The 25,933-nt window shown below is 69.7% G+C and carries 25 protein-coding genes and 1 pseudogene; 11 read left to right on the top strand and 15 right to left on the bottom strand.

Translation table 11 applies throughout. The features are described 5' to 3' along the window. The first annotated feature begins 4 nt into the window (after nucleotides 1–4). Together ACFU5V_RS27690 and ACFU5V_RS27685 are read left to right on the top strand one after the other, a co-directional pair. Complete coding sequence (locus tag ACFU5V_RS27690) at nucleotides 5–1,528, top strand: long-chain fatty acid--CoA ligase (protein WP_378703102.1); 1,524 nt, start codon at nucleotides 5–7, stop codon at nucleotides 1,526–1,528. A gap of 17 nt (nucleotides 1,529–1,545) precedes the next feature. Then, a complete protein-coding gene (locus ACFU5V_RS27685) occupies nucleotides 1,546–2,370 on the top strand; it encodes an SDR family NAD(P)-dependent oxidoreductase (RefSeq protein ID WP_378432987.1) in 825 nt (274 codons plus the stop codon). Here ACFU5V_RS27685 and ACFU5V_RS27680 read toward each other — a convergent pair. Together ACFU5V_RS27680 and ACFU5V_RS27675 are read right to left on the bottom strand one after the other, a co-directional pair. Next, entirely contained in the window at nucleotides 2,322–3,851 is a 1,530-nt protein-coding gene (locus tag ACFU5V_RS27680; RefSeq protein ID WP_378703101.1) for an FAD-dependent monooxygenase, read from the bottom strand. The two genes, ACFU5V_RS27685 and ACFU5V_RS27680, sit on opposite strands and share 49 nt — an antisense overlap. Continuing rightward, a complete protein-coding gene (locus tag ACFU5V_RS27675; protein WP_378703100.1) occupies nucleotides 3,848–5,308 on the bottom strand; it encodes an MFS transporter in 1,461 nt (486 codons plus the stop codon). The genes ACFU5V_RS27680 and ACFU5V_RS27675 overlap by 4 nt, the downstream gene beginning before the upstream one ends. 134 nt (nucleotides 5,309–5,442) lie before the next feature. On the opposite strand from ACFU5V_RS27675, the gene ACFU5V_RS27670 reads away from it, so the two are divergent. Both ACFU5V_RS27670 and ACFU5V_RS27665 read left to right on the top strand, forming a co-directional pair. Further along, complete coding sequence (locus ACFU5V_RS27670) at nucleotides 5,443–5,757, top strand: helix-turn-helix transcriptional regulator (protein WP_087555337.1); 315 nt, start codon at nucleotides 5,443–5,445, stop codon at nucleotides 5,755–5,757. Nucleotides 5,758–5,823: 66 nt separating this feature from the next. Then, the gene (locus ACFU5V_RS27665; protein ID WP_378703099.1) at nucleotides 5,824–6,888 is read left to right on the top strand and encodes a GAF domain-containing protein; all 1,065 of its coding nucleotides are present in this window, start codon (nucleotides 5,824–5,826) and stop codon (nucleotides 6,886–6,888) included. On the opposite strand, the gene ACFU5V_RS27660 is transcribed toward ACFU5V_RS27665, so the two are convergent. From ACFU5V_RS27660 to ACFU5V_RS27650, 3 genes and pseudogenes are all read right to left on the bottom strand, one after another. Further along, a complete protein-coding gene (locus ACFU5V_RS27660) occupies nucleotides 6,811–7,890 on the bottom strand; it encodes a VIT1/CCC1 family protein (RefSeq protein ID WP_378703098.1) in 1,080 nt (359 codons plus the stop codon). The genes ACFU5V_RS27665 and ACFU5V_RS27660 overlap by 78 nt on opposite strands. 68 nt (nucleotides 7,891–7,958) lie before the next feature. Continuing rightward, the gene (locus ACFU5V_RS27655) at nucleotides 7,959–8,627 is read right to left on the bottom strand and encodes a vancomycin high temperature exclusion protein (RefSeq protein WP_378432992.1); all 669 of its coding nucleotides are present in this window, start codon (nucleotides 8,625–8,627) and stop codon (nucleotides 7,959–7,961) included. Nucleotides 8,628–8,647: 20 nt separating this feature from the next. Beyond that, a pseudogene (locus ACFU5V_RS27650) lies at nucleotides 8,648–9,683 on the bottom strand (ABC transporter permease). A gap of 96 nt (nucleotides 9,684–9,779) precedes the next feature. On the opposite strand from ACFU5V_RS27650, the gene ACFU5V_RS27645 reads away from it, so the two are divergent. Beyond that, entirely contained in the window at nucleotides 9,780–10,379 is a 600-nt protein-coding gene (locus tag ACFU5V_RS27645; RefSeq protein WP_378703097.1) for a TetR/AcrR family transcriptional regulator, read from the top strand. A 5-nt stretch (nucleotides 10,380–10,384) separates the two neighbouring features. Then, complete coding sequence (locus ACFU5V_RS27640) at nucleotides 10,385–10,777, top strand: hypothetical protein (protein WP_378432997.1); 393 nt, start codon at nucleotides 10,385–10,387, stop codon at nucleotides 10,775–10,777. A 6-nt stretch (nucleotides 10,778–10,783) separates the two neighbouring features. On the opposite strand, the gene ACFU5V_RS27635 is transcribed toward ACFU5V_RS27640, so the two are convergent. After that, on the bottom strand, nucleotides 10,784–12,196 hold the full coding sequence (locus ACFU5V_RS27635; protein ID WP_378703096.1) for an FUSC family protein: 1,413 nt from the start codon (nucleotides 12,194–12,196) through the stop codon (nucleotides 10,784–10,786). A 66-nt stretch (nucleotides 12,197–12,262) separates the two neighbouring features. Here ACFU5V_RS27635 and ACFU5V_RS27630 point away from each other — a divergent pair, with 66 nt between their 5' ends. After that, nucleotides 12,263–12,787 carry a MarR family winged helix-turn-helix transcriptional regulator gene (locus ACFU5V_RS27630; RefSeq protein WP_219459445.1) on the top strand — a complete coding sequence of 175 codons (525 nt, stop codon included), beginning with the start codon at nucleotides 12,263–12,265 and terminating at the stop codon, nucleotides 12,785–12,787. Between the two features lie 6 nt (nucleotides 12,788–12,793). Here the strand turns inward: ACFU5V_RS27630 and ACFU5V_RS27625 are convergent, their stop codons facing one another. Then, nucleotides 12,794–13,849 carry an SDR family oxidoreductase gene (locus ACFU5V_RS27625; protein WP_378703095.1) on the bottom strand — a complete coding sequence of 352 codons (1,056 nt, stop codon included), beginning with the start codon at nucleotides 13,847–13,849 and terminating at the stop codon, nucleotides 12,794–12,796. 91 nt (nucleotides 13,850–13,940) lie between these two features. On the opposite strand from ACFU5V_RS27625, the gene ACFU5V_RS27620 reads away from it, so the two are divergent. After that, entirely contained in the window at nucleotides 13,941–14,258 is a 318-nt protein-coding gene (locus ACFU5V_RS27620) for an ArsR/SmtB family transcription factor (RefSeq protein ID WP_378703094.1), read from the top strand. Between the two features lie 4 nt (nucleotides 14,259–14,262). Here the strand turns inward: ACFU5V_RS27620 and ACFU5V_RS27615 are convergent, their stop codons facing one another. Together ACFU5V_RS27615 and ACFU5V_RS27610 are read right to left on the bottom strand one after the other, a co-directional pair. Further along, the gene (locus ACFU5V_RS27615) at nucleotides 14,263–14,736 is read right to left on the bottom strand and encodes a hypothetical protein (RefSeq protein WP_378703093.1); all 474 of its coding nucleotides are present in this window, start codon (nucleotides 14,734–14,736) and stop codon (nucleotides 14,263–14,265) included. A gap of 61 nt (nucleotides 14,737–14,797) precedes the next feature. Next, the gene (locus ACFU5V_RS27610; RefSeq protein WP_378703092.1) at nucleotides 14,798–15,613 is read right to left on the bottom strand and encodes a DUF72 domain-containing protein; all 816 of its coding nucleotides are present in this window, start codon (nucleotides 15,611–15,613) and stop codon (nucleotides 14,798–14,800) included. A gap of 83 nt (nucleotides 15,614–15,696) precedes the next feature. Here ACFU5V_RS27610 and ACFU5V_RS27605 point away from each other — a divergent pair, with 83 nt between their 5' ends. The 3 genes from ACFU5V_RS27605 (at nucleotide 15,697) to ACFU5V_RS27595 (ending at nucleotide 18,633) form a co-directional block, all read left to right on the top strand. Further along, a complete protein-coding gene (locus ACFU5V_RS27605) occupies nucleotides 15,697–16,017 on the top strand; it encodes a GYD domain-containing protein (protein WP_276139664.1) in 321 nt (106 codons plus the stop codon). A gap of 237 nt (nucleotides 16,018–16,254) precedes the next feature. Continuing rightward, a complete protein-coding gene (locus tag ACFU5V_RS27600; protein ID WP_378703091.1) occupies nucleotides 16,255–17,109 on the top strand; it encodes an LLM class F420-dependent oxidoreductase in 855 nt (284 codons plus the stop codon). Nucleotides 17,110–17,226: 117 nt separating this feature from the next. Continuing rightward, nucleotides 17,227–18,633 (top strand): ABC1 kinase family protein, encoded by a 1,407-nt coding sequence (locus tag ACFU5V_RS27595; RefSeq protein WP_378703090.1) that lies wholly within the window; start codon nucleotides 17,227–17,229, stop codon nucleotides 18,631–18,633. Between the two features lie 18 nt (nucleotides 18,634–18,651). Here the strand turns inward: ACFU5V_RS27595 and ACFU5V_RS27590 are convergent, their stop codons facing one another. The 6 genes from ACFU5V_RS27590 to ACFU5V_RS27565 all read right to left on the bottom strand — a co-directional run bounded on the left by ACFU5V_RS27590 (nucleotide 18,652) and on the right by ACFU5V_RS27565 (nucleotide 25,931). After that, nucleotides 18,652–20,220, bottom strand: a complete 1,569-nt coding sequence (locus tag ACFU5V_RS27590; RefSeq protein ID WP_378703089.1) for a TerD family protein — start codon at nucleotides 20,218–20,220, stop codon at nucleotides 18,652–18,654. 9 nt (nucleotides 20,221–20,229) lie between these two features. Next, a complete protein-coding gene (locus ACFU5V_RS27585) occupies nucleotides 20,230–21,384 on the bottom strand; it encodes a TerD family protein (protein ID WP_378703088.1) in 1,155 nt (384 codons plus the stop codon). 62 nt (nucleotides 21,385–21,446) lie between these two features. Then, nucleotides 21,447–22,325: an HAD family hydrolase gene (locus tag ACFU5V_RS27580; protein ID WP_378703087.1), complete on the bottom strand. Its 879-nt coding sequence runs from the start codon at nucleotides 22,323–22,325 to the stop codon at nucleotides 21,447–21,449. Further along, nucleotides 22,322–23,431 (bottom strand): cysteine protease StiP family protein, encoded by a 1,110-nt coding sequence (locus ACFU5V_RS27575; protein ID WP_378703086.1) that lies wholly within the window; start codon nucleotides 23,429–23,431, stop codon nucleotides 22,322–22,324. Before ACFU5V_RS27575 ends, ACFU5V_RS27580 begins: the two co-directional genes overlap by 4 nt. Further along, a complete protein-coding gene (locus tag ACFU5V_RS27570) occupies nucleotides 23,428–24,711 on the bottom strand; it encodes a phosphoribosyltransferase family protein (protein ID WP_378703085.1) in 1,284 nt (427 codons plus the stop codon). The genes ACFU5V_RS27575 and ACFU5V_RS27570 overlap by 4 nt, the downstream gene beginning before the upstream one ends. Then, the gene (locus ACFU5V_RS27565; protein WP_378703084.1) at nucleotides 24,708–25,931 is read right to left on the bottom strand and encodes an HpcH/HpaI aldolase/citrate lyase family protein; all 1,224 of its coding nucleotides are present in this window, start codon (nucleotides 25,929–25,931) and stop codon (nucleotides 24,708–24,710) included. Before ACFU5V_RS27565 ends, ACFU5V_RS27570 begins: the two co-directional genes overlap by 4 nt. Nucleotides 25,932–25,933 lie beyond the last annotated feature (2 nt).

Raw genomic sequence — 25,933 nt, 5'->3', positions numbered from 1 at the left:
TTCCATGGCTGTCTCGGCGCCCCACGCCACTCTCTCGCTGGCGGCGATCGTCGCCGAGTCCGCCCGGAAGTACCCGCACGACGTGGCCGTCGTCGACGGCGATATCCGGCTGACGTACCGGGACCTGTGGGACCGTGCCCGGCGGGTGGCCGCCGCCCTGCACGAGCAGGGTGTGCGGCCGGGCGACCGGGTCGCGCTGATGATCGGCAACGTCTCCGAATTCCCGGTCGTGTACTTCGGAATCCTTACCGCGGGGGCGGTGGTCGTACCCGTCCACCTCCTCCTCACCGCCGCCGAGGTCGCCTACGTGCTGCGCGACAGCGAGGCGAAACTGATCGTCTGCCACGGCCAGACCACGGAGGTGGCGATCCGCGCCGCCGACGAGGCACACGTGGCGGTCGCGGCGAGTGGGGCACTCTCCGAAGGTACGACGACCGCAGCGAATTACGTGTCGCGGTCGGCCGAGGATCCCGCCGTCGTCTTCTACACCAGCGGCACGACGGGCGCGCCGAAGGGCGCGGTCCTCACCCACCTCAACATGGTCCTGAACGCCACGGTGTCGGCACTCGACGCGAACGACGTCCGCAAGTCGGATATCGTGCTCGGCTGCCTTCCGCTGTTCCACGCGTTCGGGCAGACGGCCACCATGAACGCCGCATTCCGGGTGGGCGCGACGATCGTCCTGCTGCCCCGCTTCTCCGGCGACGCGGCGGTCGAGATGATGGTCCGCGAAGGCGTCGACGTCTTCCACGGAGTGCCGACGATGTACATCGCCCTGCTCGACGCCGCCCGCGCCGCGGATTGCGCGCTTCCGTCGCTGCGCACCTGCATCTCGGGTGGCGCGTCACTGCCCGTGAACGTGCTCGACGAGTTCGCCGCCGCGTTCGCGACGACCGTGTACGAGGGGTACGGTCTGTCGGAGACGGCGCCGGTGGCGTGCGCGAATCAGGCCGCGTACGGTACCCGGCCGGGAACAGTCGGCAGGCCGGTGTGGGGTGTGGACGTCGAGATCGCCGACCCCGAACGAGAACTCACCGTCGAACTGCTTCCCGACGGCGAGGTCGGGGAAATCGTCATCCGCGGGCACAACATCTTCGCCGGATACCTGAACCGGCCGGACGCGACCGCCGAGGCCGTCGTCGACGGCTGGTTCCGCACCGGCGATCTCGGGACGAAGGACGCCGACGGCTTCGTCACCGTCGTCGACCGCAAGAAGGACGTGATCATCCGCGGCGGATTCAATGTCTACCCCCGCGAGGTCGAGGATGTTCTCTCGGCACATCCCGCGGTGTCGCAGGTCGCGGTGATCGGCCTGCCCGACGCCATCCGCGGCGAAGAGGTCTGCGCGGTGGTCGTCCCGGCGGATCCGACCGCCGGATTCGATCCGACGACGTTGATCGAATGGAGCAGATCCCGGCTCGCGAAGCACAAGTACCCGCGGCAGGTGCACGTCGTGGACGTGCTGCCGACAGGACCGAGCCACAAGGTACTGAAACGAGAACTGCGCGAGACGTTCTCGCGCACCTGACCCACGAGGAGAAGAACATGCGGATGAAGGACAAAGTGGCCGTGGTGACCGGCGCCGGGCCGGGCCTGGGCAAGGCGATCGCCGTCACCCTGGCCCGCGAGGGCGCGAAGGTCGTCATCTGCGATGTCAGCGACGCGGCACTGGACGACGCCCGCCGCGACATCGAGGAAGCCGGGGGCACCTGCCTCGCCGTGCGGTGCGACGTGTCGTCGAGCGCGGAGGTCCACGACCTGTTCGCGGCCGCGGTCGAACGGTTCGGCACCGTGCACGCGCTCGTCAACAACGCCGCGCTGACGCCCAACCGGCCGATCGACACCGAGCGTCGCAACACGCTGTACGCCTATCTGCAGACACCGGTGGAACGCGACTCGCTCCGGTTCACCAGCGAGATCACCGACCAAGAATGGTTGCGGTACTGGGACGTCAACGTGCACGGCGTGTTCTACTGCACCCGGGAAGCGCTGAGGCTGATGGAACCGCAGCGGTACGGGCGCATCGTCAACATCGCGTCGATCGCCGGCATCTCGGCGCGCAGTGCACACAGTCCGCACTACAGCGCCACCAAGGGCGCGGTCGTCGCATTCACCCGCTCCGTGGCGTTGGAGGTGGCAGGCGCGAACATCTTCGTCAACGCGATGGCACCCGGCGGCGTCGCGACGCCCGCCTTCAACGGCTATCTCGAGCAGATCGGCCAGACCGGCCGCAACCGGCTCTGGCAGAGCTGCCCGGCGGGCCGCTTCGGATCGGTCGACGAATACGCTGCCACGGTGCTGCACCTCGCGAGCGACGAGCACTACCTCGTCGGGCAGGCCATCAGCCCGAACGGCGGCTCCGCGATCTGATCGCCGGTACCGAACGTCTCGGCCAGGCAGGCCGAGAGTTCGTTGCCGTCTCCGCAAGTCCCCGACCACGCCACGACGCCGTCGGGCCGGACGAGGACGTCGGTTTCGAGGTTCCGCACGCGGATCACGGCCACCCGCTCGCCCCAGCCGGTGTCGACGAGCGCGCGGGCGGATTCGGGCGCATTCCCGCACAGCAGGAGACCCCGGCTTCCTGCCGTGGCGTGCAACCGGATCAGGTCGGTGATTCCGGTGTCCGTCTCGATCACCGTGTTCACCGCGAAGTCGCCGGGCGCCGCGTGGGCGAGTGCGCGGGGCGCCGGCCGGCGCTGAGCGCTGATCGCGGACCCCAGCGCCCGGTTCCGGTTGCGGTCTTCCAGCAGACGATCGAGTTCGGTTCGCAGGCGGTCGCCGACGGCACCGATCCGCATGCGTTCACGCTGATCGGCGACGTTGGCGATCACCGCGGCCGCGCAGGCGTGCCGCTCCCGCGAGTAGTCGTCCAGGATCGACGGGCCTGCCTGCCTCCGGGCGACGAGGGCGAGGCGCCACCCGAGGCCGACGGCGTCGGCGATGCCGAGGTTCAATCCCTGCCCGCCGAGCGGAAAGTGCACGTGCGCAGCGTCACCGACGAGGACTACCCGCCCGAGCCGGTAGGTGTCGACCAGCCGCGAGTAGTCGCTGAACCGGGACAGCGACCGTGCGTGCCGGAACGGAACGGGTCGGCCCGCGAACCGGTCGACGGTCTCCTGCAATTCCTGCGCGGTGAGGGGCCTGCGGTGGTCCTCGTGCGGACTCCCGAGGTCGAACGTGATGATGCGGCTGAGACCGGAAGCATTGACGTTGAGGACGGTCCAGCCCCGGTCGGTGCGCACCCATCCCCGGGGTGCGCCGGCGGGGTCGTCGAGGACGGCGAGACCCAGGAGCGCGGCGGCCGTCGGCGCGGTCTCGGTCGCGGTGAAGCCGACGCTTCGCCGCACGATGCTGCGGGCGCCGTCCGCTCCGACCACCCAGTCGGCCGTCACCGTCCGCGTGAGTCCCTCGTGGGTGAACGTCACCGTCGCCCCCGCGTCGTCCTGGACGACGTCGGTGACGACCGCGGCCTTCAGCACCGGCGTGCCGAGTCCGATCAGCCGTGCGGTGAACAGCCTTTCGAGGTCGCTCTGACCGATACCGGCGATGGCCGGACCCTCACCGGGCGGTGCGGTGATCTCCAGCCCCCACACGCCGGCGTAGTGAAACGTCGTCGACACGGCGCCGGAGCCGACGTCCGGCGCCGCGAAATGCCCGCGGCGCGTCAGCAGTTGGATGCTGCGGGCATGGATCGTCCCCGCTTTCGGAACGTCGGTGGTGTGTGGCGCCGCCTCGAGGAGGAGGACGTCGATTCCACTGCGCGCCAATTCGAGTGCGGTCAGCGATCCCACCGGGCCGCCCCCGGCCACCACGACCTGGTAGCGCGATCGCAGGTCGGCTCCCGTCGTCACGATGTGCTCGCCCCGCGTCGCAGCAGCACCGCGATCAGACCCGACAACCCGGCGACGACGACGGCCAGCACGACGAGCGTCGTGTGGAACGCGCTGTCGTAGGCGTCGACCGCGGTCAGCCCTTCCTCGCCACGGCGGGTGGCGAGGCCGGTGAGCAGCGCCGCGTACACGGCCACCGCCAGGGCCTCGCTGCCCAGCCGCATCGTGTTCACCACGCCCGCAGCCATACCCGCCTTCTCCTCGGGGACGAGTGCGAGCGCCTGACCGTCGACGAGACCGGCGGACAGTCCCATTCCGGATCCCGCGAGCAGCAGCGGCACCGCGATGACCGCGATCACCGTGTCGGGGCCCGCCAGCAGCAGACCCAGGTCGCCGGCGATCAACGCTCCCAGGCTGATCCAGATCACGACGAGCGGGTTCACCCCGGCGCCGACGACACGGCCCGCCGCGAGGGGGCCCACCACGACCGGAATCGTGAGGAGCACGGTCACGAGGCCCGCCTTCGCCGAAGACTGTCCGGCCACGAACTGGAGGAAGGTCGGGAAGTAGGTGAGCAGCGTGACGAAGCCGAACGACGCTGCCACCGGAACGAGGCACAGGGCCATGAACCGCGGGTGGGTGAGCAGTTCGAGATCCAGCAGTGGGGCCGGGCGTCGCGATTCGACGCGGGCGAACCCGATCAGCAGCGCGGCGGCGAGGACGAACGACGCCACGACCGCCGGACTGCCCCAACCCCAGGGCCCGCCCTGGACGATGCCCACCATCGCAGCGAGCAGACCGAGGACCAGGAGGACGGTGCCGAGGAGATCGAACTTCGCGGGGGCGTCGCCGGCCGGTCGGGCCAGTCCGATCAGCGGGGTCGAGGTCAGCACCACGAGCAGCACGGCGGCCTGGATCACGAAGATGGGCCGCCAGCCCGCCGTGTCGACGAGAAGACCGGACAGCGTCGGTCCGAGCGCCACACCGATGCCGGCGGTCGTCCCGAACAGGGCGAACGCGCGCAATCGGGCGGGCCCGTCGAACGCGGACGACAGGATCGCCGCGCCGCACGAGAAGATGGCGGCACCACCGAGACCGGCGACGCCGCGGGCGACGTCGAGGACCACGATGTTCGGGGCCAGCGCGCTGGCGATGCTCCCGGCCGCGAAGGTGGCGGCCCCGGCGGCGAACAGACGGCCCCGGCCGAAGCGGTCCGACAGCGACCCCCAGACCAGGGTGAAGCAGGCGAACGCCAGGTTGAAACTGTTCACCACCCACTGCTGGCCGGATGCGCCACCGCCGATGTCTGCGGAGATCGCGGGCAGCGCCACCGCGGTCCCGGAGATCGACATCGGGACGACGAGCACGGCCAGGAGGACCGCGGCGAGGGTGAGATTCCCGCGTCGCGGGGCGGCCGGTGTCGTGTCGGGTGGTGGCGTCGGCGTCGTGGCGTCCGACGTGGTCAGCTCCGAGCTCATGTCGATCCTTCCTGAAGTGTGCGTTGCCCCCGTGCACCAGAGGTTCGATACAATACGAACCATGCACCAGAGCGAGGTTCGATGCAAGGCGAACCTTCAGTCTGGTGGTCGAAGACCGAACCTGGAGGTGCGCCGTGCCCGACGCCGAGGGACATCCCGCAGTCGACGAGATCGAACTGGTCTCCGTGCTCGCCGCACTCGCCGACCCCCTGCGACTGGAGGTCGTGCAGAAACTCCTGATCGAAGCCGAAGGCGCGGAACGCCACTGCACGTCGTTCGGGCTGCCCGTGTCCAAATCGACCCGCAGCCACCACTTCAAGGTTCTGCGCGAAGCCGGGCTGATCAAGCAGGTCGACCGCGGCAATTCGCGGATGGCACAGCTGCGCAGATCCGACATCGACGCCCGCTTCCCGGGGCTCCTCGACGCCGTGGCGACCGCACCGGCCTGAGGTTCCTCGCCGCGCGCGAGGGTCGTCGTCGTGCGATGATCGGGCGCCGAAGGGGGGGCGGTACGAGTGGAACAACGGGGACGCGGCGACGGATGGATCCTGGTCGAAACCCTGGGGGATGCACCGACGGTGATCGCCGAGGGCATCAAGCAGCGGCAGTGCCGTCCGCTCGGCAACGTGTACCGCGGCAGGATGCTGACGCTGGTGGCAGGGGCCATCGACACGGTGAAGTCGTCGGGACAGCCGGTGCAGGTGGCCCTCGGTGAGACCGTCGGCGACATCGATCTCGTCGTGGGAAGGCCGGTGCTCGGTCCGGGCGGCGACGTCCTGGCGGTGCAGATCTACACCGGGCGCGCGGACGGTCCGGTGCCACTGCCGCACGCGGCGGCGGGCTGGGAATGGAACCTGTCCGTGGCGGCGGGTCCGCGACGCACCCGATGGACACGCGAGTTCCGGAATCTGTACGGCGTGGCGGACACCCGGCCGGAGCACGGCCACTTCGGTCTCGCCGACCTGTACCGGAGAGTGCCGCGGATCTCCGACATCGCGGTGCTGATGGAACGCGTCGACAACGCCCGGGACGGCGAGTTCCTGTCCGGGGAACTGATCGCCCGGCACGACGACGGGACGCTGCGCCTCGTCCGCTTCGTGCGCCGAGCCGTCGCGACCCCCGAAGGGGTGGTGTTGCGGGGCGTCGACCACGATGTCACGCACAAGACCGACGTCGGCGAACTGGCGATCCGGGTGATGGACTCCGACGTCGCATCGACCGTGCACGCCGTCGCGGGTGTCCATGCGGCACTGGTCGACTCACAACACGGCTACGTCATCAAGTGGATCACCGCGCCGCTGGCGGGGCTGTCACCCGAGGCGGAGGGTGGCCAGATCGGATTGCTGCACGGCAACGACCTCGCGGCGGTGCGGCAGCGGATCACCGGCCGCCGTCCCGGGCCGGCCCGCGTAGCCGTGTCGGACGGGTCGTGGTCGCGGCACACGGTGCGCGCGTTTCCGGTGCCCGGCTACGGTTCCACACCCGTGGTGATGATGACGTTCTCAGGCGCCGGTCCCGAACAGCATGCCCAGCAGGTAGGTGGCGGCGGCTGCGCCGTACCCGATTGCCAGTTGACGTAGAGCCCGTTTGACCGGGGGCCCACCCGACAGCAACCCGACCACCAGGCCGGTTCCGAGCAGGGCGACGCCGACGAGTGCGGCGGCGACCACGAGCGCCGCGGTGCCTTCCATCCCGAAGAGATACGGCAGCACGGGGATCACCGCACCGGACGCGAAGAAGCAGAAACTCGCCGCCGCCGCACCGAGTCCGGTGCCGACGGCCTCGTGCTGGTCGACGGTCTCCGCACCCGAAACAGGCTCGGGCGCAGCGGCTCTCTTCAACACGTCGGCCGCGCGTTTCTCGGCGTCGTCGGCAGGCATGCCCCGCGCCCGGTACACGAGTGCGAGTTCGTTCGCGTCGACGTCGAGGAGCGGCACCGCCGCGCGGGCCCCCTCCCCCGGCGCCGACGCCTCGAGCAGTTCACGCTGCGACCGCACGGACACGTACTCGCCCGCACCCATCGACAACGCGCCCGCGAGCAGACCGGCGAGACCGGTCAGCAGCACGATGTGATTGTCGACGCCGCTGCCGCTGATGCCGAGCACGAGGGCGAGATTGCTGACCAGGCCGTCGTTGGCACCGAACACGGCAGCACGAAACGTGCCGGACAGACGATTTCGCCCACGCGCGGCCAGCGCCCGCACCACTTCTTCGTGGATGCGCTCGTCCGCCCCCATGGCGGCGGGGGCGTCGACGTCCGTCGGGTACGGCGACCGGGTCTCCGCGCGTTGCGCGAGGGCGAGCACGAACACCGATCCGAACCGCCGGGCCAGCACGCCGAGGATGCGCGTGCGGACGTCACCGCGAACGGGTTTGCCGACGTGCTCGCCGAGCAGTGCACGCCAGTGCGCCTCGTGCCGTCCCTCGGCGTCGGCGAGCGCCAGCAGTATCTCGCGTTCCTCACCGGTGCGGCGTTTCGCGAGATCGCGGTAGACGGCGGCCTCGGCGCGTTCGTCGGCGAGGTAGCGACGCCACTTCCGGACCTCACGCGGACCGGGATCCGGTCGTGCACCCGCAACCATCGTGAACCTCCCGATCGTCGACGCGTCGAAGCCTACCGACGTGACTACCGCACCGCGGCGGTTCGACGTCAGCCCCCGGCGGCGAGGGCCTTGCCGAGCGAGTCCTCGGGTTCGGAGACCACCACCGGATCGCGCCCGGACAGCAGGTCGAGGACGGCCTTGGGGCGGGCCAGCGATTCGCGCACGGTGTTCCTGGCCATCGTGATCGGGCGGCATTCGCACCCGGCGTTGACACCGGCGACGTCGATCCCGGCGCCGCGGCACAGCGCGACCGCCCGGGGGACGTGGAAACCCTGAGTGACGATCAGCGCCTTGGTCACTCCGTACGTCTGGACGGCCCTCGCGCACGTGTCGTACGTGTCGAGCCCGTACCGGTCGCCGACGATCCGGCTGCGGTCGATGCCCTTCTCGACCAGGTATTCCGTCATCGCCGCGATCTCGTCACCGGATCTGCCCGCGCCGTCGCCCGAGACGAGCACGGCCCGCGCCCGCCCGTCCTGCACGAGGCGGACGGCGACGTCGAGGCGTCCGGCCAGATATTCCCGGGGTTTGCCGTCACGTACCTGCGCACCGAGAACGATGACCACCGGGGCTTCGGGTGCGTCCTCGACGTCGTAGACGTGTCCCTCGGCCTCGCGCGAGATCCACACCGTCGAGGCCGCGACGACGAGGACCGCGAGCGCGCCGAGGCCCGCTCCGATGCCGACCAGTCGGCGGACGATCCGTCGTTCCCCCATGCCGCCATCAAACCACAGCGTCAGGCGACGGCCGGTTCTCGAGGGGCGCGCCGCTCACGCAGTCCGGATACCACGCACAGGCCGAGCCCGAACAGGATCCAGCAGGTCAGCACGAGCAGGCCCGCGCCGCCTCCGTGTCCGTCGAAGAACGCCGTCGACCGCACCACGGTTCCCGCCGCTCCGGGCGGCAGGAGCTGACCGAACGCACCCCACCCCGAGGGCAGCCACGCCGGGGAGGTCGCCAGCCCCGACAGCGGGTTGGCGAGGAACATCATCGTCACCGCTCCGAGCGCGAACCCCGCGATGGCCAGAACGGATTCGAGTCCGAGGACGGTCAGGGAAATGGCAGCGATCCCGAGGATGACGGCACCGGACGTCGTCCAGTAGTCGCCGTCGACGCTTCCGAGACCGAACTGCAGAATGGCGGTCAACGCCAGTCCGGCGCTCACGGCGAAGAGCACCGCCCCCGCCACCCTGCTCGTGACGCTGCGCGGGAACAGTCGCACCAGCACGATCGCGGGGATCATGCCGCCGAAGACCAACGGAAGCGCCAAGCCGCCGAGGCCGGCCCCGGCAGGGTCGTCAGCTGTCAACGGAACGACGTCCTCGACCGGAACAGGCTGTCCCGCAGTCGCGCTCATGCCCGCCGCGAGACCGTTCATCGTCTGCGCGATGGGCGCCCCGCCCGCGCCGGCGGACAGGACCTTCATGCCCTCCGGTGTCGCGACGATTCCGCCGACCACCTCCCGGTGCTCGATCGCCGTCCGGACCGCCTCGGCGTCGGCGAATCGCTCGGTGGCGAAGACCCCCGGGGCGGCCCGCGTCGAGGGCGGCATCGATCCGGGTGACGGCCGCGTCGGGCCCGGCGACACCCAGCCGCAGGTCGTGCGGGCCGCTGTGGACGGCGGGCAGCGCGAACGCCAGCAGCATCACGGCGATCACGGCGGTGAGTCCCAGCACGACGGCAATCATTTTCACCGGATCGGACGGGCCGTTGCTCGCCTGCCCGACGGGTTCGATGCGAGGGTCGAGTGTCCCGGTATCCGCGGCGCTCATCGGACTCCCCTTCCACTAAGTGGAGGAAATTCCTCCAGTATTTGTGGAGAATATTCCTCCGGTTATGCTGGGTTGTCAAACGAGAGAGGTGCCCCGATGCGAGCCGACGCGCTGGAACGCCGCAACACCCTGATCAAGGCGGCCCGGGCGGTGTTCGCCGACCGCGGGCACGATGCACCGCTCGACGCCATCGCCGCGCACGCCGGCGTCGGAATCGCCACCCTCTACCGGAATTTTCCGAGCCGGGACGACCTCGCCCACGCCGTCGCCCGCACGACGCTCACCGAGGTCCGCGAACTCGCGGCCCGGGCGCTGGACGAGTGCGCCGACGAACCCGAGGCGGCATGGCGACGGTTCGTCGACGCGGTGGTCGATCTGCGGATGGGAGCGTTGGTGCCCGCACTGGTCAACAGCCTCGACGAACTGCCGCCCGACGTGCGCGACACGCGGGAGCAGACGAAGGCGTCGGTCACCGAACTCATTCACCGGCTCCAGGAGTTCGGGCTCATCCGCGAGGACGTCGTGCCGCTCGAGATCATCATGGGGATCGCGATGCTCACCCGGCCGCACGTGCTGATGTTCGAGGACACGACGGCCAATCTCGTTCCGCGGCTGATCACGGTGTTCCTCGCCGGGTTGCGCCCGGACGGGTCACCGCTGCCGCCGCCGATCCCCCCGGCCGCGGATGTACTGTGACGAACATGCAGCAAGGGGGGCCTGCGCCACAACCATGGAATCATCCACCCACCGGTGACGAACAGCGCCCGTCACCGAACGGCTGGGACGTGGCGGTGTCGGCGGCAGCGATCGTCGTCGCGGTCGCGGTCGCCAGCATCTCCGCGGTCGCGGCGTTCTTCTGGCTGCTGTTCCTGGACTACTGCCCGCCGCAATCCTGCAGCACCGAGAACGCGTGGATCGCGGTGTGCGTCGCGCTCGCGGTCGCGGCACTGGTGACCGTGGTGGGCGGCGCGGTCACGATCGCCCGCATCGCGCGCCGCACGCTCGCGTGGCCGGTGGCGTGCGGAACCCTCGTCCTCTGCGCGGGCGCGTGCGCGATCGGATTCGCCGGTTACGTTTCCGCGACGGGAATCTGAGCGCCCTCAGACCACGTGATGGTGGTCGGTCCGGCTGATCGCGACGGCCGAGACGATCACACCGACCACCACACCGACGAGCGTGTCGACGACGCGGCTCACCGCGATGTCCGGCGCCACCGCCGACCCGAGACCGGTCAGCAGCAGCGCCATGGGTGTGATGGCGACGGACGCGAACGCGTAGTTCTTGATGACCACCAGTTCGGTCACGGTCTGCAGCACCACGATCACCACGACGGTCTGCCAGTACCCCATCGCCGCGGCGATCAGCCCGGCGGCGAGGACGGCGCCCGCCACGTTGCCGACGAGACGTTGAATCCCCCGCTGCACCGTCTGACTGAAGTTGAACCCCTGCATCGCGGCCATCGCACCCATCGACGCCCACAGCGGATGTTCCAATCCCACTGCCACACAGATCCATCCGGCCAGCGCGGCAGCGGCGGCGATGCGGGCGGCGTTCACGATCCCCTCACGCGACCGCAGCCCCCGGACGCCTTCCGCGAGGAAGCCGTCCGGCTCCGGCAGCGCCGCGGCCTCCGCGGCAAAAGCCGGAAGTTCGCTGCGGCGCTTCACCTTACGAAGCTCCGACTCGTGATCGACGAGCGCACGCAGGGTGTCGTGGTCGCGCTCGTGCGCCCACCGGTCGACCACGGTGTCCGCCTCGGCGAGGAGCGCGAACAACTGATGGGAGTGACCGTCCCGGCCCCGGCCACTGTGCGCGATCACGTCCCGCGCGTTGTCGATGGCCTTGCGGGCGGCCGCGATCGCGGAGGCGTCGTGCGCACGTTCCAGCTGTGCGACGGCGGCGAGCGCCCGCGCCGCCGCCAGTCGCGCGGGACCGAGGGGAACGAACAGGCAGGGCGTCATGGCGGCGATCCAGCCCACGACGACACCGGTCGCCACGGCCACGACCGCCGGCCCGAGATCGGCGAGCCGCGTCGAGTACCCGACCGCCGCGGTGGCCGCGAAGATCAGGATGACGGGACCGGGGCCGGCGATCCGGAACGCCGCCAGCAGCCAGGCGGCGATCCCCGACGCCACGGCCATGACCGCTATCTGCAGCCAGAGGGACAGTCCGGCCGCACCGAGGAGCGCTCCCCCGGCGACGAAGACGACGAGTGCGACACCGACGAGACCCGTCTTGCGGGCGAGCCGCGGGTATGGCTCGTACCGGCCGAACGCGGCGGTCAGCGCCCCCAGCGCCGCGAAACCGGCGAGGTTGCCGTGCCCGAGCAGGCCGCCGATCACCAGCACCAGCGCCGTCGCCGCACCCACGCGCATGGCAGGCGCGATGGTGGCGTCCGCGGTCCGGACCTCGAACGCCCGGCGCCACGTCGACGGCGCCACCGAGTGGGCCAGCGCCCCACGGGAGTGATGGAGCCGGCTGAGGTCGGGTGCGTGTCGAGGAGAAGCCTGCATGGCCTCAGCGTACCGTATATTTCACTAGTAAAATAGTTGTGAAATAGTGTGAAGTCGGTCGCTACGATGGTTTTCATGAGCCCTGCCCCACGCCCGGATGAGGATTTCACCGATCGCGTACGACGCGAATGGGCGGAGACCCATCCCGACGTGGACACGTCACCGATCGAGGTGATGGGTCGCATCACCCGGATCGGATCCCAGGCCCTGCAGCAACTCGACCGCGCCCTCGACGCGAGCGGGGTCTCGCGCGCCGAGTTCGACGTCCTGTGCGTGCTCGCCCGCAGCGACCGGCCGCTGCGCGCCAGCGAGGTCACCGCCGTGACCATGCTCAGCGGCGCCTCCACCACCAAGCACGTCGACCGCCTGGGCCGGCTGGGACTGGTGGAACGGCTACCCTTCGAACGCGACGGCCGCGTCGTGCTGCTCCACCTGACCGAGGCCGGACGCGCCCTCGTCGACACCGAATTCCCGCAGCGCGTCGAACGCGACCGGCAATTCCTCGAGGGACTGGACGAGGACGAACGCGCGGTGCTGGCGGGGCTGCTCCGGCGAATCGCCGCCAACGTCGAATCCGGACTGCGCCCGTAGTCCGCGTCAGGGAATGATCTTCCGCGCCCGCAGGTCGCGGAAGATGTCGAGGAACATCTGCTCGGTCTCGACATGTCGGTGGAAACCGAACCTGCGCGCCTTCGACCCGTCGGCGATGACGTCGTAGTCCCAGCCGAAGACGAAGTCGCCGAACGCCCACGACGAGACGTCCGAATACGGCGTCGGCACCAGTCCGTGCTTCGCGACGAGGCCGTTCCACACCGGTTCCTTGTCTGCCATGACGACGTCCATCGACATCGCCAGCGGCGGCGCGACGTCCAGTTCGAAGAAGTCGGCGATCTTCGGCAGCATCTCGTCCCAGCGGAACAGGTCGCCGTTGTTGACGTTGAAGGCCTGGTTGGCGCACTCGGGAGTGGTGGCGGCCCAGACCGTCGCCTCGGCCAGCAGTCCCGCGTCGGTCATCTCGATCAGACTCGTGTACGCGCCGGGCTTGCCCGGAAAGCGCAGCGGCACTCCGAGTTCCTTCGACATCGTGGCGTAGACGGCGATCACGAGCGCGAGGTTCATCGGGTTTCCGAGCGCGAATCCGCACACGACCGAGGGCCGGATGGCGGACCACGTCCAGCTCTTGCCGCGCTGACGGTCCTCGAGGAACTGCTGCTGATCGACGTTGAACTCGGGCGGCATGTGGGGCGGGTCGCTCTCCCGCGCCGGCGTCTTGAACGGTCCGAGGTGGGCGCCGTACACCTTGTAACCCTGCATCAGGCTGATGTGCTCGAGCCCGGCGGCCACCGGTTCGAGCGCGTTCACCGCGTTGACGAGCATGGCGACGTTGGGAGCGACGAGTTCCGCCCACGACGGACGGTCCTGGTAGGCGGCGTAGAAGATGTGCGTCGCCTCGTGCAGTTCGCCCAGTTTCTCGGCGGCGTCGCCCGCGTCGAGCAGGTCGACCGCGATGTGCCGCACCCGCTCGGTGTCCGTCCCACCGCGGCGGGACAGTCCGACGACGTCCCACTCCCCGGTCGCCTCGAGGTGGTCGATCAGATTGCCACCGATCACACCACGAGCACCGACGACCACTGCCATTCTGCGCTTCGCCATCACTCGCTCCTATCGGTATATCGCGAAATTGCGATACGTTGAGTGAAGCACACATATCGGAAAATCGCGATATAGCGGTACGCTGGTTTTCGTGAGCGAACTTCCGGAACCCGACGACCTCGCCCTCGTCTTCAAGGCGCTGTCGAACCCCACCCGCGTGCGCATCCTGCAGTGGCTGAAGGACCCGGACAGCTTTCCCCCACAACTCGAACCCGCCGAAGAAGTGGGCGTATGCCTGAAGCACATTCAGGCGAGGGCCGAGGTCTCCCAGTCGACGGCGTCGCAGTACATGGCCGCCCTACAGAGCGCCGGCCTGGTCACCAGCCATCGGATCGGCCAATGGACCCACTACCGCCGCAACGAGGACCAGATCGGTCGGCTCGCCGACCACATCCGCACCGAACTCTGACGACTCAGGGCATCTCCACGGTTTCGGCGCGCGCGATCTCGTCGAGCGCCCGGCGCACGTAGCCGTCGGCGGGCACCTCCGCCGCGCTCAGAAGGTCGGCGATCACCAGGATCGCGGCCTCCACGGCACGCTCGGGCCTGCGCGGGTTCTCCTCGACGTCGGCCACACCGAGCGCGCCGGTCAGCACCGTGACCAGCGAGTCGACGTCCACTGCCGGCAACCAGAGCGCCGCCGCCCGCGCGCACCGGGTGAGCACGTCCTGCACGTCCTCCCCCGTCAGTCCGTCCGGGTGCAGCGTCTCGAGGAGCTCCCGGACCACCCCCGCCAACACCGCACCGACCTGCTCCGCGGGCAGGGCAGCCAGGTCTTCCGTCGCCTCGGTCAGCGCCGCCGCATCCGACGCCCGCGCCGCGACGAGGGCAACGTCCAGCGCTTCGGCGATGTCACGCGCAACAGCAGGCCAGTGAGTGGGCCACATCCGGTAGATCCCCTTCTCGTATCCGTCGAACCGTAGCTACTGAACCATGGCGCACCGACAGTCAGCGCAGCCGCTCGATCAGCCGCAGCGCGTCGAACGGGGCGTACCCCTTCATGTCGTTGTCGAAGTAGGCGAAGCAGTCGAGCCCCTGCCCGCGCCACCGCTCGATCTTGCGCGCCCACTCGTCGAGGGCCTCGTCGGTGTAACCGCTCGCATACAGCTCCTTGTCCCCGTGCAACCGCAGGTAGACGAAATCGCTCGTGACCGCCTCCACGAACGGGTACCGGCCCGCCGTGTCGGCGACGACGAACGCGACGTCGTGCGCGCGGAGTAACTCCTGCGCCTCCTCCTCCTCGAAGCTGTGGTGGCGAACCTCGAGCGCATGACGGACGGGGCGGTCGGCGTCGGTTTCGGTCCACGTCCGGTCGTCGGTGAGTTTGTCGTCGTGCCGCGCGGCGAGCGTCGCGGCCTCCGCGGTCGTCCGCGGCAACTGGTCCAGGAACGCCGCGAGACTCGCCGCGTCGAACGCGAGCGTCGGGGGCAGTTGCCACAGCAGCGGTCCGAGCTTGGGGCCCAGCGCGAGCACCCCGGACGCGAGGAAGTTCGCCAGCGCCGCCTCGACACCGACCAGCCGCTTCAGGTGCGTGATGTAGCGACCGCCCTTGACGGCGAACACGAAATCCTCCGGCGTCTCGTCACGCCACTTCGCAAAACTCGTCGGCCGCTGCAACGCATAGAAGGAACCGTTGATCTCGATCGACGTCAAACGCCCCGCGGCGTAGGCCAACTCCTTGCGATGCGCCAGGCCTTCCGGGTAGAAGTCGCCGCGCCACCCGGGATACGTCCAGCCGGAAATACCTACGCGGGCCTGCGCCATCTCCCGACCCTAGCGCCGGAACCTATTGCATGTGGCCCGTCCCGGGAGAACCATGAGAAGACCCCACAATCGAGGAGGCACCGATGCCGAGATACCTCTGGCAGGTCACGTACTCACCCGAAGGCGCGAAAGGACTGCTCACCGAAGGCGGCACCGCACGACGCGACGCGATCACCCAGATGGTCGAAAGCGTCGGCGGCACAGTCGAATCCTGCTACTTCGCACTGGGTGGCCGGGATCTGTTCGTGATCGGTGACGTGCCCGACGACGTGGCCGCCGCCGCGCTCGGCATCCGCACCACCGCCTCCGGGGCGGCACGGTCGGAATCGGTGGCGCTGTTGACACCGGAGCAGGTGGACGACGCGGTGCGCCGCGACGCCCAATACCGGGCGCCCGGCAGCTGATCGACCCTACCGCCTGCGGCGGCGAATATCGTTCTGCAGGATGATGTGCGGCCGCGGAGTCGGCCGATACCGTCGAGCCACGTCTGCCGACCAGACCTACTCGACCACGGTGAACACGTTCACCACCGACTCCGCTCGCCGTGCCCTGTTCACGCTGAGCGCGCCGCTGTTCCGGTCCTGGCTCCACCAGATCTGAGATGCCGGAATGAATGTCCGCGAGCGAAGGTTGCACGCCTCATGACGGAAACCTCAGGAGAAACCCCGCAGCTCGGACAGTTCGGCGTCTGGCGTCACGCCGGCGGATTGGCACCCGACGTGGGTGCCGCGATCGAATCGGCAGGTTACGGCGCGATCTGGATCGGCGGCTCGCCGCCTGCCGACCTCGACGTCGCCGAACGCCTGCTCGACGCGACGTCCACCATCACCGTCGCGACCGGCATCGTGAACATCTGGACCGCACCCGCCGACGAGATCGCGACCTCCTTCCACCGCCTCGAAGACCGTCATCCGGGGCGCTTCCTCCTCGGCATCGGCGTCGGCCATCCCGAACAACCCGGCCTGAACTACAGCAAGCCGTACGCCGCGCTCGTGGAGTATCTCGACGTCCTCGACGCCGCCGGGGTCCCGGCCGGGCGACGCGTGCTCGCCGCGCTCGGCCCGAAGGTGCTCGAACTGTCGGCGGCCCGCGCCGCAGGCGCCCACCCGTACCTGACCACTCCGCAGCACACCCGGGAAGCGCGTGAGCTGCTCGGTCCCGGCACGGTGATCGCACCGGAGCAGAAGGTCGTGCTGGACACCGATCCGGAACGGGCGCGCCCCGTCGGACGCGAGGCGGTCGAGAATCCGTACCTGCACCTGCGCAATTACGTCACCAACCTGAAGCGGCTCGGGTACACCGACGAGCAGATCGCGAACGGCGGCAGCGACGAGCTGATCGACGCCCTCGCCGCCCACGGCGACGCCTCCTACATCGCCGGCCGCCTCCGCGAGCATCTGGACGCGGGCGCCGATCACGTCGCTGTCCAGGTGCTGCCCGCCGGCGACGATCCCATCCCTGCCCTGCGGGAACTCGCGGGCGCGCTGGGACTCTGAGTTCCGCTAACGAAATAGTGTGATGGCGGGTACCGCATACTGAAAGGCGTTCGCCGAAACGGTGGGGGTATGGTCCCCTTCTGAACGGCAGGCAGGACTGAACGCAAGGTAGGAACTGTGCACGAGCCAACGCCACGTCCGGTCGGCCCATACGCTTCGGGGCCGCCACCTGCAGCCCTGACCGTGCATTCGGCGAGACTCGACCGGTTCCGCGCCGCAGAGCTGTGGCGGGCGCTGGTCATCGGCGTGGTCGTCGTCGCCTACACACTGCTCGCGCTCGTCACCTGGCCCGTCCGGCGTCGCGGCCGCACCCTCGCGGACGCGGCGTCGGAAGGCCTGGTCAACGGCTTCGAGGTGCTCGGCCCGACGTTCGTCAAGGTCGGGCAGCTGATGGCGTCGTCCTCCGGCGTGTTCCCCGCCCCGCTGGCCAACGCCTGCCTGCGATGTCTCGACGACGTGCCGCCGGTACCCGCGCAGGAAGCCCGCCGGGTGATCGAGGCAGATCTGGGACATCCCGTCGACGCGTTGTTCGCGTCGTTCGACGACGTCCCCCTCGCCGCCGCATCCGTCGCACAGGTGCACGGCTGCGTGCTCCCCGACGGCCGGGAAGCCGTCATCAAGGTGCAGCGCCCCGACATCTTCCGTCGCATGGTGGTGGACCTGCGCACCGCGTACTGGGGTGCGCGGATCCTCGAGAAACTGTTCGAGTTCTTCCGCATCGCCAACGCCACCGCCATCATCCGCGATCTCCACGCGGCCACGATGACCGAACTCAACAGCGCCGTGGAGGCAGACCGGCAGGCGCGGTTCAGGACGAACATCGGTGCCTTCGGCGACAACAAGGGCGTCACCACCCCGGAGGTGTACTGGGACTACTGCGGTCCGCACGTCATCTGCATGGAACGCATGTACGGGCTGCCGCTCGACCGGTTCCCCGACCTCGTCCACATGGACACCCGCATGCTGATCCGCCGCGGCGTCAAGGTGTGGATCGAGTCCGTCATCCTCCACGGCCCGTTCCACGGCGACGTGCACGCCGGGAACCTGTGGGTCCTCGACGACGGACGCATCGCCATGCTCGACTTCGGCATCGTCGGCGAGCTACCCGAATCGTGGCGGCAGATCCTGCGCGACATGTTCTACGCGACCCTCATCGACGGCGACTTCTCGCGCATGGCCCGCGGAATCCGCAACCTCGGCTATGCGCAGGACAACGACGCCACCGACGACGAGATCGGCCTCCAGGTGGCCGCCGCCCTCGCCCCCCTGCTGGGCCGGGACCTCGGCGAGCTGCGGCTCAGCGAACTCATCATGGCCCTCATCGGGATCGGCAAGAAATGGGGCGTCGCCAGCCCCGAGGAACTCGTCCTGTTCGGGAAGCAACTCGGCTACTTCGAGCGCTACGCCACCGAACTCGCGCCCGGCTGGGTGATCGGACAGGACCTGTTCCTGTTCCGCAATGTCTTCCCCGACGCCGTCACCGCGAAGGCCCGCGAACTCGGAGTGGAACTACCCGACGAATGACTCGCGCCCGTGGGGGATCTAGTGCCCGGTCAGCGAATCCAGCACCGACGCCCGGTGCAGGGGGTGGTCCGGGAGCCGGTCGGGGGTCAGGATCCAGTCGTTGCCCGTCCACGGGTCGGCGACGGTGAGAACCCCCGACGTCGGAACCTGCTGCGCGATGCGTTCGAGCACCGCGACTCCCGGATCCGAAGCGGCGCCGGCGCTGTCGCCGACGATGATCAGCGACGTCCCGACCGCGGGACCGTGGTCGGCGAGGTGCACGATGCGGGCGGCGTCCTCGGCGCCGTACCCGTGCGGGAAGTCGCCGAGGATCACCAGCCGGGGTTCCGGCAAGTTGTCCCGGATTCCGCTGCGGGCCGCCATTTCTGCGAGGTCGACGCTTTCGGACAGCGCGGTGAGCCGGGCGGTGATGTCGGAGGCCGCGGACACGACGGGCGAGGCCAGGAGCGCTCCGAGGGGTTCGGTGAACGTGCGCAGCGAGCCGCTGAGGTCGACGACCTCCAGCCGCCCCGCCGCCGCGGGCGATGCCACCAGCATGCGCGCGGCCAGTGCCGCGACCACCGGTGCGGCCTCGGCCGGTTCGCCGACGATCCACAGGGGACGCCCCAGCGGGTAGTGGACGCAGAACGGGATCCGCAGTTCGCCGAGGTCGGGTGCGGACAACTCGCCGAGCCTCAGTCCGTCCGTCACGGCGCTGCTCGTGACCGGGTTCGTCCACGCGGCGGATTCGAACGTCGCCAGCGATCGCGGCAGCAGCGGGTCGATGGCGCGGAGTTCCTCGGCCAGTTGCGAGGTCTCGCCGTCGAATTTGCGCTGCGCCTCGGCGACGAGAGCATCGGACCGCTCCTGCGCCCTGGCCTGCGACTGCGCGACAGCCGGACTGTTGCGGGTGGACGGGTCGGCCACCGACGCCGACAGTTCGTCGTCCAGCCGCGCCTGCGCGTAGTCGCGGGAAGATCGGAACGAGGCCGCCGACCGGGCGGCGTCCTCGAAGATCATCCACGCTCTCTCGAACGAGTGGGCCGGGTCGAGCGGGATGCCCGCCGGGCCGGTCGTCGCCGGAACCTCCTCGGCGACAACGTTCTCGGGTTCGTCCACGTCGACGCCGTGCCTGGTGAGGAGTTCGGCGAGGCCGCCGTCGTATCCCTGCCCGACGGCGCGGACCTTCCAGCCGGTGCCGCGGCGGTAGATCTCCAGGCAGATCGCGGCCGCCTCGGAGCCGACCAGCGGGACGTCGAAAACGACCACGGTAAGGCCGCTTTCATCGGTGAGCGTGGCCGACAGGCCCTCGCGGGCCAGCGTCGCCGGACCGCCCGGGGATGCCGGATCGACACTGACCACACAGAGCACGCCCGCCGCGGCGGCGTCCACCTCGTCCAGTTGCAGCCGGACCGTTCCGTCCGCGTCGAGTTCCACCCCGGCGCCGCGCCGCTGGTTGTAGAACACGAAATGGTCCGAAGACAGCGCGCGGAGATCGCCGTCGACGATCAACGCCGAGACGTCGACCGGTGACGCGTCGACTGCGCGGAAACGCAGTACGCGCGACGGCAGCGGGGCGTTCTGCCCCGGAACGAGGTGGACCGTCACCAACTGCCCCTAGACGCCGAGGAACCGGCCGAGTTGAGGCGCGGCCTCACCGGCGTGCTTGGCCTGGATGCCTTCACCGATGGCCTGCAGCTTCCATTCGCCGCCCACCCGGTACACCTTGGCCATCACCATTCCGGTGAACGGCATCCCGCCCTGCAGCGTGAACCGGGCGAGTTCGGCGTTCGACGTGGTGTCGACCAGGCGGCAGAAGGCGTTCTTGACCTGCTCGAACGTGTGCCCGCGGTACGACGTCACGATGAACACGATGGTCGAGACGTGCGGCGGAATGCGGGTGAGATCCACGAGGACCACCTCGTCGTCGCCCGCACCCTCACCGGTGAGGTTGTCGCCCTGATGCCGGATCGACCCGTCCTTCGACGTCAGCTGGCCGTAGTAGGCGACGTCCACCATGTTGTTGTCCGCGAACAGGACCGCCGACGCGTCGAGGTCGACGTTGGCGGAACGGTTTCCGAACATGCCGCGCTTCTCGATCGGATCCCAGCCGAGTCCCATCTGGATGTACGTCAGCGCGACGCCGCCGTCCTTGCGGAGCGTGACCTTCTGGCCCTTGCTCAGGCTGACCGGCCGCGACTTGGTGAGGCTGACCTCGGCCGGAGCGGCCGGAGCGGCCGGAGCCGGGGGCGCAGGGGGTGCGGGTGCGTCGTCGACGGACACGCCGTGATCGGTGACGAGTGCGGCGAACCCACCGGCGTAGCCCTGCCCGACGGCCCGCACCTTCCAGGCGCCCTGGCGGCGGTACAGCTCGAGCGCGATGACGATCGACTCGGAGTTCAGCCCTTCGATCCGGTACTCGTACAGCGCGTTTCCGGCACCGTCGGCGACCCGGGCCGTCGGCGGCGCGAAGCGGCCGAAGTTGCTGGTGGCGTCGTCGAGTGTGATGACCGCGCGCACCTGGGCGATGTCGGCGGGCACCGCGCCGAGCGACACCTTCAGCGACGCCGCCTGTCCGGGGGCCCCGGGCACGAGTTGCACCCCGGGACCGGACGGCTGGTTGAAGAAGACGAAGTCGGCATCCGACCGGACCTTCCCCGAGTCCGTGACGAGCAGCGCGGACAGGTCGGCGGCGGCGGTCAGCTCGAGGGAGACGATGACGTCGTCGACGCTCAGTGGGCCGTTCTGGCCCTTGGCTAGCGGAGTGGACACTGCGGTGGTTCCTTCACTGTGGGAGCGTCGGGTTTGTCCCGTTTGGTATATTTGCCTACAACCTACAAAAGAGCGCCGGCGGCCGTCGTCCCCGCACCCCGCCCGACGCGGTCCGAGAACCAGCGCAGGATCTCCTCACCGGCGGCGATCCCGCTGCTTCCGGTCACGGACAGAGTCGGATGCTGCCAGTCGAGCGTTTCGAGTTCGCCGTGCCGGGGGCGGATCGCGGCGTCGGCGGCACTGAGCATGTTGGCGTCGAGCGCCCCGTCCCCCGCCGCGAGCACCGGCGCTTCCGGCGCGAGCACGCCGTCGTCGACGAGCCGGGAACGGACCTCCGCGACCGCACGGCTCTTGCACACCGCGTCGGGCATCGTGTAGATCTTGCGGCCCTGGCGGGACGCTCCCCAGCCCCGCTCCCCGCACCAGTCGCTCCACTCCTCGACGAAGCCCGCGGGCATCGCGTCGAGGTCCACGACCAGGTAGGAGAACAACTCGTCGGCCACCCGGGACGACCGGACCCAGCTGTCGTCGATCCGTCGGCTCAGCTCGGCCCCGACCTCCACGAGCGACGCACCGCCGTCGGCGATCGCGATGTCGACGCCCGACCGCCAGCCCGCATCGGGGACGCCGTCGACGAGGATGTTCCCGCCGTTGGTGGTGATCGCGTACCGCCACGGCGCCCCCGGCAGGTCGATGCGCTCGAACTGCGCGACGGTGCGAGTGGTGGTGGGCACGACCACGGCGGACGCGGTGAGCGTGCGCAGCATGGCCTCGGCGGCCGACGTGACGTAGGACAGCGGTTTGCCGTCGTACACCTCGACGCACAGAAGATCGTCGTCGCCGGCCGCGGACGCCACGTCGCTTTCAGTGACGGCGAGTTCCATCGCCGCGCGCGAGTAGATCATGGTCCGGTCGAGGTCGGTCGCGATCAGCGCGGTCATGTCACATCCTTGATCAGGCCCATGCACGAATACGCCAGGCCGGGAACCTCTTCGACGGGAACCGAGCGCGCGGCGGCGAGTAGCCGGATGTGTGCGTGCTCGGGGGCGTCGAGGTCGCGGACGAGCACCCGCCACGGCACCCGGCGCAGCAGCACCCGGGTGGTTTCGCCGACACCGGGCTTCACGAAGTTCACAGTCGAGATTCCGTACTGCTCCCGGACCGCCTCGACGGACTTCCAGCCGTCCCAGGTGGGGGTCCGGTCCGACCGCAGCAGTTCCTCGACGTCGCCGGGTACGTGCTCGCGCACGTCCGCGAAGGACGCGCTGACGGCGTCGAGGAGGTGATTGGACACGTCCTCGCCCGCGAGGTGCGCGTAGAACTTGGCGCCGTGGAAGTCGCCGGGGCCGATCAGTGTGTCGTTGAGGACGGTGCGCGACACCAGACCCGACACGGTGGAGTTCAGGCACGCCGACGCGATCAGGAAGTCGTCGCGGGTACCGAACGTGCGGACGCAGTGCCCGGGATCCGCGAGGACGGCGAGGTCGTCGTCGAACTCGGCGCCTCCGGCGTCGCGGTACTCGGCGAGTGCCTGCGACAACTCGCGGGCGATGGCGCCCTTGCCCGTCCAGCCGTCGACGAAGACCACGTTCTTCGGATCGTGGTGACGCGCGAGGTAGTCGAGCGCGACGGCGTCGATCCCGCGGTCGCGGACGATCGAGACCGCGTAGTGCGGCAGTGTCAGGCCGTGGACGTCCCGCGCCCAGCGGCGCATGAGCACGCCCACCGGGGTTCCGGCGCGCGCGAGGGACACGAGGGTGACGTCGGTGCCCCGTTCGGCCAGCACGAGGTCGGTGACCGTCCCCACCGCGCGCGCGAGCCGGATGGAGCTGTCCTGCAGCACCTTCTCGAACAGTTCGCGGTACTCCCCGTCGGGCTGGTATTCGATGGGCAGCGTCTCCGCGTAGTGGGCTTCACCCGACTGGATGCGGCGCTCCCGCTCGGCGACGTCGGCCTCGAGGTCGACGTGCGACAGGTCTGTGAGCAGCCAGCCCACCTCGCCGGCGGCGTACGAACCGAACGCCGGGCCGGTCAGCGGTGCCGTCACGACGAGGCTCCCGCGCGTGCGGCCCGCAGCGACCGCGGGTCGGCGCCGGACACGACGGCCAGCAGCACATCGGTTCCCGCCGCGGTGAGGACGTCGAGGAGTCCGCCGCGCGCGGTGAGACGGTCGGTGTCGGCGGCGGTGTCGACGACCGCGACCACGACGGCGTCCTCGTCCGGCCACTGCGCGTTGTAGACGAACCGAGGCTGCTCTTCCCCGTCCTCGGGGGCGGTGAAGCGGAATCCGCGGCGCAACGGGTATCCCGGCTGGTCGAGCACGTAGGCGGGCGACCGTGTCGTCGTCTGGAACCGAACCCGGAACCCGGATGCGGCGAGCGTGTCCGCGAGCCGCAGCGGAAGGTACATCAGCTCTTCGTGTCCGACGACGATCACCGGACGCTGCGGGTCGAGACGGTCACGGAGCGCCGCGGCCGCCGATGCGACGGCCGCATCGAACGCCTCGGTGTCCTCCCGCAGGAAGCCGTGACGCCCACCCTCCGGAACTGCCGCGGGCCAGGGAATGTCGGCCCGCTCCACGGTCCCGGTCCGCGCGCCGACGGGGTTGAGCACGGGGTCCGGGAGCGCACCGACGGCGTCGATCAGCCCGTCGGGAAGCTCGGTGCGCCCCGACGCCAGACTCACGCTGTCGATCTGCACACCGAGTTCGGTGGCCGCGGCGTCGACGGCGTCCCGGTGGCTCTGGTCGCGCATGTCGACGAGCGACGCCACGACGTACCGGCTGCGCGGGTTCTGCCGGTGCAGCGCGCGGATCGCGTCGACCGCGGTGGCGCCGGTGGAGATCTCGTCGTCCACGAGGACGAGCGGACGATCGCCCGCGAACAACTCGACGGACGTCGGCTGCAGCTGGTGGCTGGTCGCGTGCGAGTGCCCCTCCTCGAACCCGGCGGACGTCCCGATCTCGGGAACGTCCCGGCGCGTGGAGTGCAGGTAGCACCGGGCGCGCAGCCGCGCGGCGACGCAATGACCCAGACCTGTTGCGGTCTCCGCGAACCCGAGCACGACGGGGTCCGCATCCGGTCCGAGGACATGGGCGACCAGATCACCGAGCCGGTCACCGGCGCCGATCACGGCGCCCGGATCGGTGGGCACGTGCTTACCGAGGACCGTCGAGACGAGCAGGTGGGCGCGTCGCGGGTTGCGGCGCAGACCCGGCTCGACGAGTTCGGGGATCGTCAGACCCGAACTCGAATCCCCGTGTGCGAGCGTCAACCCCAGATGCTCCGTGGCCCAGGGCACCGCGCGGACTGCGGTGGGTGAACTCATCGGACGGCCAGTGCGGTCAGCAGATCCACGAACGTGATTCCTTCGTTGGTCACGCCGAACACCTTCGCCCGGACGAGTGTCTTCTCGGCCCAGCTGCGGTGCGGGCGCATTTCGTTCATCTTGTTGCGGTACCCCGACGCCTGAACGCCGCCGACGCCCTCGGCGCCGAGAATGTCGAGCGCGTCGTGGTACTCCTCGTGCGTCACCGCGGACAGGGCGTGCACGGCCGCGACGTGCGTCGGGTGGATGACCGTCTTGCCCTGGATGCCGTTGGCACGGTCGAGGGCGATCTCCCGGAGCAGACCGTCCAAGTCCCGGCTGACCAGTTGCTGACGGAACCGCACCTCGTTGTGTTCCTCGAACGGCGTGGCGCGCAGGGTCGGCCGGAACATCCGCTCGTGATCGGCGAAGTACTCCCACACCGGACCGGTGATCACGTGCCCGGTGTCGTCGGCGCGGCCGAGGAAGTTCACGATGGCGGCAATCGCGTCCGCGACCACCCGCACGTCGTAGATCGTCAGGTCGCGGTCGCGGCGGATGCCGAACGTGGCGCACATGTCGGTGGCGCCGATGCGCACGGCGAGAACCCGCTCGCGGTGTTCGACGAGCAGTGCGCCGATCTTCGCGAGTTCGTCGTCGCGGGACTCGCGGTGCACCAGAGCAGGCGATTCGAGCACCGGCATCGCATACAACTGCTTGCCGAGCCGCTCCGACGCCGCGGCCAGCTCGTCGAGGAACGCGCCGCCCGTCGCGCCGCCGAACTTGGGGAACACGAACCCGGACAACACCTCGACACCCGTGGTCAGCAGGTCGGCGATCCGCCGCAGGTCCTCGGCGGCCCGCACCCGCACGAACAGCTGCATCCGCGCGCCACCACGGGTCGCCAGCAGATCCAGTGCGTCGACAGCGTTGAGCAACGCCGATTCCACCTGGTCGTCCGCCACGGCGTCCTCGAGGTCCAGGACCATCGAGCAGACGCCGTCAGCCGACCGGCGCAGGATGGTCTCCGCGAGGTCGGACCTGTTCGCGGGCACGTACAGCGTCGCGCCCAGCGCAACGGCCAGCACCGTGCGCTCCTCGTCCGGCGTTAGCGCCTGCGGAGCGTGCAGGAACAACCGCCCGTGCGTCTCCGGATCCAGATGATGGAAGTGCCGCACGTGCCGCACCGCCGTCACACCGGACGGCACCGCCGTCGTCACAACCTCTTCGCTAATGCTCATCG

The sequence above is a fragment of the Rhodococcus sp. NPDC057529 genome (genome assembly GCF_042802055.1).
Lineage (GTDB): Bacteria > Actinomycetota > Actinomycetes > Mycobacteriales > Mycobacteriaceae > Rhodococcus_F.
This window is presented reverse-complemented; position numbering and strand designations above follow the sequence as displayed.